This window comes from Streptomyces sp. NPDC057307 (genome assembly GCF_042667665.1).
Taxonomy (GTDB): Bacteria; Actinomycetota; Actinomycetes; order Streptomycetales; family Streptomycetaceae; genus Streptomyces.
The window spans coordinates 25762-36511 of the sequence record NZ_JBHUZM010000077.1; the positions used below are offsets into that span (position 1 = coordinate 25762).

Genomic DNA, 10750 nt, shown 5'->3' on the forward strand with positions numbered 1-10750 from the left:
AACCAGATAGAGCCGTCCGTCACGCTCACGTCGGTCACCGATACCCGCTGAACTCCGTGCCCCCCTCGTCCCCATACCGTCGCTTCCTACCGGCCACCTCTGCCGACGACGTCCGACTCCGGGGGCGCTTCACCCAAACGAGGGCCGACTTCCGCACCGGGCGGCACGCCACACTCCTACTGAGACTCGGACAGCAGACCGAGCCGGACATCTCCACACCCGCATAACCGAAAGTCGACGGGTACCGGGGCCCGCTGGTCACCGCCTCGAACTCCGGTGGACCGGCACCGATCCAGCCCGTCGCCTTGTCAGACGTGTGGGGCAGGATGGCGCCATGGCACAGCAGATCCTGCCCCCGTCGGAGTCCTGGCACCTGATCGACGCCTGGCTGGCCACCCACGCGGCCTCCGATCTCGCACTCCTCAATCCGCCGGCGACGCCGGACGAGATCCGACACGCGGAACGGATCCTCGGCGCCCGACTGCCCGATGATCTCGCTGAGTCTCTGCGATGCCACAACGGCATGAGCGCCTGGACAACCATCCTGCCGGAGCAGTCCCCGCTCACCGTGAGCGGCATCGTGGACCATTGGCAGACCTGCGTGGACATCGCTGGGGAGAACGAGGGCCTGACCCCTCGCTCCTGGGAGGAGGAGCCTTGGTGGCACCGCCTCTGGGTTCCCTGGGCCGTGAGCGCCGACGGCGCGGCGCAGGTCATCGACCAACGTCCTGGTCCTGACACAGGGCGTCTCGGCTGGGCAGGCCACAGCGGTGGCGGTGACTTCACCGATTCCTGGCCCGATCTGGCGAGCCTTCTCCACGCGGTCGCGCGAGCACTTCATGAAGGCGGCGACGTCCACGGACTGCGCCCCTACCTCACCACGCAAGGCGGAATGTGGTGGGACGAAGGGGGCTGCGGCGAGCTGCACGGTCACCCGCTGAGGCCCGCACCGATCGGGCTGCCCCGACCACTGGCCGATCCAGACCACCGCACGGCCGCCACACCACAGTCCTGACCGCCGCCGACGGGCTCCAGCGCTGCACGGCGACACCGTGTACGTCCTGAGCGCCGCCCACACGACCGCCGAAGACCCGTTCGCCGCACCTCCGCGGGCAACCGCTCGTCCGAGTTGATCGTCTCCTCCGGGAGTACGGGTTACCCGAGGAGACAGAAGTGACGATGAACTCAGCAACTGACCTGCGAGGGGCGCGTCCCCGTGAGGTGGAGACCGCCTTCCTGCTCCTGCTGGCCGCCATTGCCGTGGACGCCCTGGTCTGGGTACTGGACACGTTCGTTCTCTCGCCCTCCGGGCTCGACGAGATGCGCGACGAGATGGGTGAGAGCGAGGCGGTCCGGCAAGTCGCCATGTCCGCGGGCTTTCTGGTGGTGACGAGTGGTCTGTTCCTGTTCTTCGTCTTCCAGATGCGCCGGGGCCGGACGTGGGCACGTAACATACTCGCCGTCGCCGCCGCTCTCGTCACGTTCTTCGTGATCAACAGCATGAGTACGAATGAATTCGACAAGGAGAGCCTGACTGATGTCATCTACGACGTTTTCGTCAGCGTCAGTCCGGTCCTCCTGGTGGCCGGCGCCGTCCTGCTGACGTTCCTGCCGACGGCGAACAGGTACTTCTCCGCCACGAACCGCGCCGGCTAGAAGAACGGCGATGGGCCTCGCCGAGTGACGAAACGCAGGCATGGGCCGGTCGGGCACCGTCAGGATGTGCCTACGTTCGTCCACCGACCCTCGTGGAAGGGAGTGCGGGCTCACCTGCGCGGGAACTCCACCCGTCGGAGGTCACGTTCCTGCAGGTCAACGAGATCCATCCGTTGTCCGGGACCCTGAGCTCGCGGCCACCCGGCGTCACGGCATGCCCGCACCGTGACGCCCCGGGTGCAAGCCGCGGACGGGCTACGTCATCAACTCGATGTGCGGATGCTCGGGCTTCGCCGGGCAGACGAACAGATGCTGCCGGTAGCCGCTGCCTATCTGGACCCCGGTCGCGTTGAAGCCGCGGTGGCCGGGGTACGGACCAGCACCCGGGTGGGGATACGGAGACCAACTGTTCCCGGCGTCGTCCCCTTCCTCGAACGTGGCGACGGTCATCAGGACCTCCATGCCGGTGCCGCACTCGGAGCAGGGCCGCGGGCTGGGGTCGGTGGAGCTCCAAGCGGGCCAGCCGCCGACCTTCCAGCCGGGTGCGTTGGACAGCACACAGTCGTAGTACGTGTCCGGGTCCATGTCTTCCTCTGCTGCCTGCGGCACACTCCACTGCTGGAGCTGATCCTGCAGTTCTTCGCTCAGCTCCAGATGGTCCGGGTACTCGGTGATCTGCTCCGGTTCGAGCACGCACGGTTCCGGTAGATAGCCGTCGAACTGCACTGCGGGCGGCTCGGGGGGCGTGTCGAGGATGTCGGTGACGGCGGCCGCGGAACGCCAGAAGAGCAGGGTCCTGGGCATGATCGGATGATCGAAGGGGCACCACAGAACCTGCAGCAGGTCCTTGCCCTCCGGCGGGTTCAGATTGGGCACATCCCGTACGTACAGCTGCGCGACGGGCAGCATCGCTATGGGGCCGTCGTACGACTGGACCGCCAGCCTCACCGGATACGTCCGAGGGGGCCGGATCCGCTCGAGAGTCTCCCGTTCCTCCGGAGTCAGGTCCCGGCCGCGCGAGGCGGCGAAGATCCGTCGTTCCAGCCGCAGATCCGCCGGGGACTGGGCCGGGTTGATGCCGTCCACCACATGCGGTTCCTCGCAGTGCGGCCACGACTCCTCGGCGGGCCACAGCAGCGGCCCGCCGATCGAACTGTCGTGCCACGTCGGCCCCCCAGGGCGCGGGTGCAGGCGGGTCGCCGTGCGGGCCAGCGGGGCCAGTTGGGGAAAGACCGCGACAACGTCGATCGGCCGTGGCGGAGTGACAGGAGTGACATTCATGGCCGCAATCTTGCCAACCGCCTCTGACAACGGCCCTCGTGGCCGCCCCACGAAGAGCTCCGACACGGGAAAAGCCGACGGACCCCCTGGCCCGCCCGCTGGTGGATCGCTGGCACCGACGGCAGAACGGGAGCCTCGATCGGGTGATCGTGACATGCCAGGTGCGGGCCGGACGGGTTGATGCGCCGGGCGGTCACAGGGCGGCTCACTTCCGGTGTGTGGTGGCGAGGGCCGCAGTGAGGCTGTTGGCGAGGGCGGTGTTGTCGTGCTCTGCGCTTGCCCAGGGGATATGGCCGTCGGGGCGGACGAGGACGGCGCGGACATCGGTGAACTCGCTCGGTGGCTGGTACGCGGTGGCGGTGTGCACGTGCAGTCCTCGGCGCGCGTAGCAAGCGAGGCGGCCGCTGCCGGTGAGGTCCAGCAGGAGGTGGCGCTCGACGCGCAACAGCGCGAACAGGCCGGTGTTGCCGAGAGTGAGGTCGGGGGCGCGGGTGCCGGTCAGCGGGTGGTGGTCGCCGGGGGTGGTGGGCGGGTAGGTGACGGCGAGGGAGCTGACCGTGGCTGCCAGGTGGTCGTTGAGGTCGGGCAGGGTGGTGATCAGCCGGGCGAGTACGCCGCGCAGGTCGAGGCCCTCGGGGGTGAAGGCGGTCATCAGGGCGACCTGGGCGCGGCTGGTGGCGATGAGGTCGGCGCCGACGGGGTGGCGTTCGGCGTGGTAGGTGTCCAGCAGGCCGTCGGGAGCCCATCCGTTGAGGGTGGCGGCGAGCTTCCAGGCGAGGTTGGCGGCGTCCTGGATGCCGACGTTCATGCCGACGCCGCCGGCGGGGAAGTGCTGGTGGGCGGCGTCGCCGACGAGGAAGACGCGGCCCTTGCGGTACTGGTCGGCGAGGCGCGTGGTGTTGCCGTAGCGGGAGAGCCAGAGCGGGTCGCGCATGCCGTAGTCGGTGCCCGCCATGGCGATGACGTTCTCGCGCAGTTCGTCCAGGGTGAGGTCGCCGGGCCAGGTGCCGGTCAGGTCGCGGGGGGTGATGCCGACCAGGCGGTGGATGCCGCCGGGCATGGGGACGGCCATCAGTGTGCCGGCCGGGCCGAAGTAGCTGTAGCCAGGGGCGGGCGGATTGTCCAGCACCACGTCGCCGAGCCAGCCCAGCAGGGTGGAGGGGGTGCCGGGGTAGTCGATGCCGGCCGCGGTGCGCACGGTGCTGCGGGCGCCGTCGCAGCCGACCAGGTAGGCCGCCCGGAGGGTGGACGGCCCGTCCGGTCCGGAGACGTGCACGTCGACGTGGTCGGGGCCGTCGGCGAAGCCGGTGACCTCGTGCCCGCGCAGGATGCCTGCGCCCAGATCGGCGGCCTGGCCCTCCAGCAGTGCCTCGGTGCGTTCCTGGGGCAGGGCGAGGGTGTAGGGGAAGGGGCTCGGCAGGCGGCGGAAGTCCAGCCGGGAGTCGAGGACGCCGAAGTGCCCGCCCGGCAGCGGTCCGTCGTACTCGATCCAGGCTCACCCGGCGGGCAAGCCTGGATCGATCATGGCGCACCGCTGCGCTCATCAAGGGCACCGTCGTCCGCCTCGCCGTGGAGAAGCTGCCGTCCGGCGGGTCAACAAGCCGGTCTGGCTGTGGTGGTCGGAAACCGGCCCCACCTCCGACGACGTGGACCGCTGCTGGCAGTCCTTCCTCCGCCGTTTCGCCCTGGAGGACACGTTTCGCCTGTTCAAGCAGACGCCCGGCTGGACGAAGCCGCAGCTTTGCAGTTCGGCGCCGTGTTCGGTCACCAGCCGCCTATGGTGACGACGCCGTGGCCGCCGACGGCGGCCTGCTCGAGCAGTGTGATGTGCGAGAGCGTGAATTGGTGGAAGTCGTGGAACCACAGCACCGCTCCGTGCGGTGGTTCGCGCTGCTCCAGCGGTATCGCGTCGCATTCCTCACCGAGACGGGTCAGGAGATCCCATGGCAGCCGGTTGGCCGCGTCGAGCAACTCGCGCACACCGGCGGGGCGCAAGGTGTAGTTCAGCAGGTGTCGCCAGTCCTCCGGCGTCGGCTGAGCGTGAGGTCCCGCGTCTGACGCCAGGTCATCGCGGCGCTTCGGTTCCCACTCTTCGTCGAAGACATAGCCGGTGGTCAGCGTGCCGAGCACGGTATCGGTGAGTGTGCGGGTCTCTGGGGTGAGCTCTGGGCGCAGGCAGTCGCCGTAGTACCAGAGGCTGTTCCAATGGCCTTTGGTGCCGGGCATGTCCTCCACGGACAGGAACGGAGCCATTGGCTCGTACGTCTCGTCCCACAGCCACACCTTCCCCCACTCGGGTTCACGGGTGAGGGCGATCAATGGATCCCACTTGACCACAGCTCCATAGGCGTCGTATCCCATGTGGTGAGTATCGCCGAACCACGGCGCTCTACACGAAGTACAAGCTCGCCCCCAGGACCTACGGCATCCCTGGGAGAGTCCAGCCCAGGCCGGCCTCGAGCAGCAGAGGCTCGCGGTCCTCAGCCGTCACGTGACCCGCCAGCTCAAGGGGAGGGGCGGGAGTCGGCGGGTCGTCATCAACGGACCGGTAGCGCGCACCCTGCGCGCGGTCCGCAACGAACTGGAGATCGCGCCGGACTCCAGCGGCCTGTACGAGGCGATCACCGCTCCGCCGACCCGTCAGTTCAACGTGATCGTGCTGCGCCACCTCATAGCCCGCACCGGCAACAACCCCAGAACCACCGCACTCCGGCTCCCCGGCAGTCCCGTCCCACCGGCTCTGCGCGACCGTCTCCTTGTCTGGCGTGCGGCCGCACTCAGCCTGCTGAGCGTGCCGCGGAACGCGCCTGCACGATCCCTTCGATGCCCTCCAGGAACGTCTCGGTGATCAGACCCGGATCGGAGAGACATCCTGCAGCCATCGCTCCGTCCCGGAGCATGACGAAGTGCCGCCCCGCCGCTTGGGCGGGCGCGTCTCCGACCTGTGCCAGCAGGTGTGTAACGGTGTCGAGGAACCACTGCCGGTGCGCGAGAACAGCCTGGTGGACGGGGTGCGCCGGATCGGGGTACTCGGCCGCGGCGTTGAGGAAGGCGCAGCCGCGGAAGCCCTCCCACCTGATGCCCTCGGCGATGGAGCGGCCGACCGCGCGCACCTTCTCGCTCGGGGTCCGGCCGTTCTCCTGGGCGGCCGCCAGCTGCGCTCTGATGCCCTGGTCGGCTTGCTCGAGGTAGGCGAGGACGAGGTCTTCCTTGCCGGTGAAGTGGCGGTACAGGGTGGCCCGGGTCACCTGCGCTTCCTCGATGATCCGGTCGACGCCGACGGAGTGGATCCCCTCCGCGTAGAAAATCCTGACCGCCGCCCCGAGCAGCCGCGCCCGGGCCTGGGAGGTACTGCCTTCATGTGTCTTCCGGCTCATGCCCCCACCCTACAACCGAGGGAGAACGTTCTGTCTTGACAGGTCGAACAGAGTATCCAATGATGAAGGGAGACCGAACGTTCTCCCTCATGATGGAAAGCAGTCGCGCCATGGACACCGTTGCCAGCCAGCCCACTCCCACCGCACCGGCACCGCTCCCGGTGGCTCTGCGCAAGCTGTATCTCCTGCGTTTCGCGTTCGCCGCCGTCTGGGCAGCCCTGGTGTTCACAGCGGCCGACGCGCTGGGCCCGCTCAGCGGGACACTGCTGGTGCTCTATCCCCTCTTCGACGCGGCCTGCGCAGTGGTCGACCTGCGGTCGGCCCGGGCGGCCGACGGCGCGGCCAAGAGGCTGTGGGTGAACGTCGGGCTCAGCGTTCTCACCGTCATCGCCCTGGCGGTCGCGCTCACCTCCGGGATCCCGGCCGTCCTGCGGGTCTGGGGCATCTGGGCCGTCACGGCGGGCATCACGCAGCTCGCTGTGGGCCTGGTCCGGCGGCGGATGGGCGGGCAGTGGCCGATGATCACGAGCGGGGCCATCTCCACCCTCGCCGGCGCGAGCTTCTTCCTGCAGGCCGGCAAGGACGGCGCCACGCTCACGAATCTCGCCGGGTACGCCTTCCTCGGCGGTGTCTTCTTCCTCGTCTCCGCGCTTCGCCTCAAGTCTGCGGACCGGAAGAACTGATGGCCCGTCAACGCCGATGACAGGCCTGCTGACGGCGGGACTTGCAGCGGATCCGCCCACGACAGTTCGGGCCGGCCTTACCCGCCGGCACCCGGGCGGGCCGTCGGCGACACCGCCCGTCACGGGCGTACGAGGCCCGACCGGTAGGCGCGGACGACGAGTTGGGCCCGGTCGCGTGTGTTCAGCTTGGCCATCGCGCGCTGGAGATGACTGCGAACGGTCAGCGGGCTTACGTACAGCTTCTCGGCGATCGCGTCGTTCGACAGGCCGAGGGCCACCTCGGAGACGACCTCCCTCTCGCGGGTTGTGAGTTCGAGCAGTGGTGGTGTGCTGGGGATGGCGGCCGGCCCGTGGCCCGGGCTTGCCAGGAAGCGTGCGACGAGAGAGCGGGTCGCGGCGGGCGACAGGAGTGCGTCCCCGGACGCGACCGTCCTGATGGCGTCAAGGAGTTCCTCGGGGCCGATGCCCTTGCTGAGGAATCCGGAGGCGCCCGCACGAAGAGCACGGGCCACGTACTCGTCGGTTTCGAATGTGGTCAGGACGAGCACCTTGGTCGCGCCCAGCCTCTCGTCCGCGCAGATTTCCGCCGTGGCCGCCAGGCCGTCGAGCACCGGCATGCGAATGTCCATCACGACGACGTCGGGGCGGGTGGCGCGAGCCAGCTCGACCGCCTCCCGGCCGTTGGCGGCGCCCCCCCCGTTACCTTTTTCGTGGTTCCGCAATGGGGCCTCCGGCCTTCGGGTCCGGCATGACTTCCCCCCCCTTGTTGTTCATGATCCGGGGGGTGGTGTCACCGGGCCGGAGGCATCGACGGACCGCTGATGAGGGGCTTGAGCAGCGGCTTCACCCGAGCCGGAAGAGCTCTCCGTAACGTGGATGTGGCAGCTCGGTGCCCTGGCAAGGCCGGACGAAGGCGTGATGGAGGGGCCTGCACGTGATCAACACCGGCGACATCGACGTCTTCCTCGGCCTGGACGTCGGCAAGGGCGAACACCACGCCACCGCCGTCACCCCTGCCGGGAAGAAGGCGTTCGACAAGCGCCTGCCCAACACCGAGCCCAAGCTCCGCGAGCTGTTCGCGAAGCTGAAAGCCAAGCACGGGACGGTGCTGGTCGTGGTCGACCAGCCGGCCTCGATCGGGGCCCTCCCGCTGGCGGTCGCCCGGGACATGGGCTGTCCGGTCGCCTATCTGCCCGGTCTGACGATGCGGCGGATCGCCGACCTCTACCCGGGTGAGGCGAAGACGGACGCGAGGGATGCGTTCATCATCGCGGATGCGGCTCGCGCGATGCCGCACACGCTGCGGGCGATCGACGGCGAGGACGAGACGATCGCCGAACTGGAGATGATCGTGGGCTTCGACGACGACCTGGCCGGCGAGGCCACTCGGGTCGCGAACCGGTTGCACGGTCTGCTGACCCAAATCCATCCGTCACTGGAACGGGTCCTGGGGCCGCGGTTGCAGCACCCGGCCGTCCTCACGCTGCTGGAACGGTTCGGGTCACCGGCCCAGATACGCAAGGCGGGACGTCGGCGGCTGGTCGCGCTGCTGCGGCCGAAGGCCCCGCGGATGACCGAGCGGCTGGTCCAGGACATATTCGATGCTCTGGACGAGCAGACCGTGACCGTTCCGGGGACCGAGGCGGCAGCGTTGATCGTCCCGAGCCTGGCCGGATCACTGACCACCGTCCTTGACCAACGCAAGCTGCTGGCCGGGCGGATCGAGGAACTCCTGGAGGCCCACCCTCTTTCCAAAGTCCTGACGTCGATGCCGGGGATCGGCGTCAGGACCCGAGCCCGCATCTTGATCGAGGTCGGCGACGGCAGCACCTTCCCGACCGCCGGCCGCCTCGCCGCCTACGCCGGACTCGCCCCCGCGACCCGGAGCTCGGGCTCATCGATCCGCGGCGAACAGCCCTCCCGGCGGGGAAACAAGCAGCTCAAACGGGCCTTCTTCCTCTCCGCGTTCGCAGCCTTGGGCGACCCCGCGTCCCGGTCCTACTACGACAAGAAAATCGCCCAGGGCAAGCACCACACCCAGGCCCTGCTCTGCCTCGCCCGACGACGAGCCGATGTCCTCTTCGCGATGCTCCGCGACGGAACCTTCCACGAACCGCAGCCCGTTAGGGCCGTCGCTCCGCAGACCTAGACCATGGCCAGGAGGTGATCCGTGGGGCCGTAGTCGATCTTCCAGTCAACATAGACCCCCACGGCGCCGTCCTTCTGACACCGCAGCCCAACGGTCACCCAGCGGACCGACCCGTCATCTGCGAGCGAGAACGCGACCGCGGTCTCGAACTCCTCGCTCCCGCACGGGCAGCCGGCCTCGCCAGGATCCGCGTCCTCCCAGAACTCCTCGCTATCCGCGATGAACGCGCGGACGCCGCAACCGACGCACACCCGCTCGGCTCCGCCCTCGACATCGTCGACGAGTACGAAGAACACGCGCCCGCCACACCCACCGCAGACGGAAGGAACGATCTTCACCGGACGGCCGTCATCGGCGTTCCGGAGAAACGCCGCGAGGACCGCAGAGACACCCTCGCCAACCTGATCATCAGCATGCACAGGCACATCGTTCCAGATGCCCCAATCAGCACTCGACCACCTTGACCAAAGAGATAGGGGCCACCCCCCCCACACGACTTCGAAGCCCTCGCTCAGGTCGATCAGCAGTTTGAAGGTGCCAACGACCAGGGCCTGGTCATCGGCGAGCAGCACGGAGAGGGCCATCGGTTCCTGTCCTCCTCGTCCGGCGTCGTGCCGGAAGCGGTTGTCCGCAGGGGCAGTTCGGTGGTGACGGCGTATCCGCCGCCTGATCTGCGTCCGGCCAGGAGGCGTCCACCGACGGAGTGGGCGCGCTCGCGCATGCCGATCAGGCCGTAGCCGGTCCGGCAGGCGGGCTCCACTTTCTGGTGAACTGGCACCTGAATCTTGAAGCCGTCCCCGGTTCTGGCCACCCAGGTGCCCGCATCCCAGTCCAGAGCCTATCCCAGATGTATTTTGAAGCACCCCCTACATACAACCCCCGGTGCGAGACGGTTTCGAACCACTCCCCGGGGGCAACCGGCCTGTCATGGAAACCAGCGAGGGCACCGAAGAAGCGATCCCCACCCAGGGGGACGAGCACCATGTCGTCCTCAGTGCCGACACCAACGGTGACGGAAAACCTGATGTCTGGATGACAGACACGACCGGCGACGGCAAGGCGGACGTCTACCAGTTCGACACCACCGGTGACGGGGAGATCGACGTCACGGTGGTAGAAGGAGCCGAGGAACCCGGCACCGACCGGCTTGTCGTTGAGGGAGACGGCGGTCACCCCCAGCAGACATGACCCGCACCGCGACTCCGGGGCCGGCCCTGTGATCCACCGCCACCGCAAAGACCGGCCCCAGCACCCGGTCCTCCTAACCAGATGGGCCCGCGAAGCGGGCTCATCGGTTCTGGAGGTGCAGCCGGAAGGGCCGTCAGGCGGGGGAGCGCAGCGGACCCGTTCAGGAGCGCGGAGCGCTCCCAACTTCCCTATCAGTCCACAGAATCCAGGCCGTGCACCGCGCGGCCTCCTGGGCGCGCAGCGGCCGGCTTCACCGCCTTCACGGAGCGCAGCGGAGGGAAGGCGGTGAGGAGGGGGTGGTGAGGAGGGGGTGTTGAAGAGAGGGCCGTGGAACTGGGCGCCGTGCGCAGCACGGCGCGGTGAGCGCAGCGAACCGCTCGGCACCCGCGAAGCGGGTGCCTTCGCTTGCACAGCGC

General features: G+C 68.7%; 11 protein-coding genes. 5 read left to right on the top strand and 6 right to left on the bottom strand.

Features of this window, described 5'->3' with window-relative positions; all coding sequences use genetic code 11:
- Positions 1-334: 334 nt before the first annotated feature.
- Positions 335-1015, top strand: coding sequence for an SMI1/KNR4 family protein (locus ACFUN8_RS23900; protein WP_383641119.1), 681 nt, complete (start codon positions 335-337; stop codon positions 1013-1015).
- Positions 1016-1179: 164 nt separating this feature from the next.
- Positions 1180-1656, top strand: coding sequence for a hypothetical protein (locus tag ACFUN8_RS23905; protein WP_383641122.1), 477 nt, complete (start codon positions 1180-1182; stop codon positions 1654-1656).
- 255 nt (positions 1657-1911) lie between these two features.
- Here ACFUN8_RS23905 and ACFUN8_RS23910 read toward each other — a convergent pair whose 3' ends face one another.
- From ACFUN8_RS23910 to ACFUN8_RS23925, 4 genes are all read right to left on the bottom strand, one after another.
- The gene (locus ACFUN8_RS23910) at positions 1912-2937 is read right to left on the bottom strand and encodes a hypothetical protein (RefSeq protein ID WP_383641125.1); all 1026 of its coding nucleotides are present in this window, start codon (positions 2935-2937) and stop codon (positions 1912-1914) included.
- Between the two features lie 205 nt (positions 2938-3142).
- A complete protein-coding gene (locus ACFUN8_RS23915; RefSeq protein ID WP_383641143.1) occupies positions 3143-4426 on the bottom strand; it encodes an FAD-dependent monooxygenase in 1284 nt (427 codons plus the stop codon).
- A gap of 275 nt (positions 4427-4701) precedes the next feature.
- Positions 4702-5298 (bottom strand): hypothetical protein, encoded by a 597-nt coding sequence (locus ACFUN8_RS23920; RefSeq protein ID WP_383641128.1) that lies wholly within the window; start codon positions 5296-5298, stop codon positions 4702-4704.
- 416 nt (positions 5299-5714) lie between these two features.
- On the bottom strand, positions 5715-6314 hold the full coding sequence (locus tag ACFUN8_RS23925; RefSeq protein ID WP_383641131.1) for a TetR/AcrR family transcriptional regulator: 600 nt from the start codon (positions 6312-6314) through the stop codon (positions 5715-5717).
- A 110-nt stretch (positions 6315-6424) separates the two neighbouring features.
- On the opposite strand from ACFUN8_RS23925, the gene ACFUN8_RS23930 reads away from it, so the two are divergent.
- On the top strand, positions 6425-6997 hold the full coding sequence (locus ACFUN8_RS23930) for a hypothetical protein (protein ID WP_383641146.1): 573 nt from the start codon (positions 6425-6427) through the stop codon (positions 6995-6997).
- A 119-nt stretch (positions 6998-7116) separates the two neighbouring features.
- Here the strand turns inward: ACFUN8_RS23930 and ACFUN8_RS23935 are convergent, their stop codons facing one another.
- Positions 7117-7719: a response regulator gene (locus ACFUN8_RS23935; protein ID WP_383641134.1), complete on the bottom strand. Its 603-nt coding sequence runs from the start codon at positions 7717-7719 to the stop codon at positions 7117-7119.
- A gap of 215 nt (positions 7720-7934) precedes the next feature.
- On the opposite strand from ACFUN8_RS23935, the gene ACFUN8_RS23940 reads away from it, so the two are divergent.
- Complete coding sequence (locus ACFUN8_RS23940) at positions 7935-9146, top strand: IS110 family transposase (RefSeq protein WP_383641149.1); 1212 nt, start codon at positions 7935-7937, stop codon at positions 9144-9146.
- On the opposite strand, the gene ACFUN8_RS23945 is transcribed toward ACFUN8_RS23940, so the two are convergent.
- A complete protein-coding gene (locus ACFUN8_RS23945) occupies positions 9143-9730 on the bottom strand; it encodes a hypothetical protein (RefSeq protein WP_383641137.1) in 588 nt (195 codons plus the stop codon). The genes ACFUN8_RS23940 and ACFUN8_RS23945 overlap by 4 nt on opposite strands.
- A 343-nt stretch (positions 9731-10073) precedes the next feature.
- On the opposite strand from ACFUN8_RS23945, the gene ACFUN8_RS23950 reads away from it, so the two are divergent.
- Positions 10074-10334 (top strand): hypothetical protein, encoded by a 261-nt coding sequence (locus ACFUN8_RS23950; RefSeq protein ID WP_383641140.1) that lies wholly within the window; start codon positions 10074-10076, stop codon positions 10332-10334.
- The last annotated feature ends 416 nt before the right edge of the window (positions 10335-10750 follow it).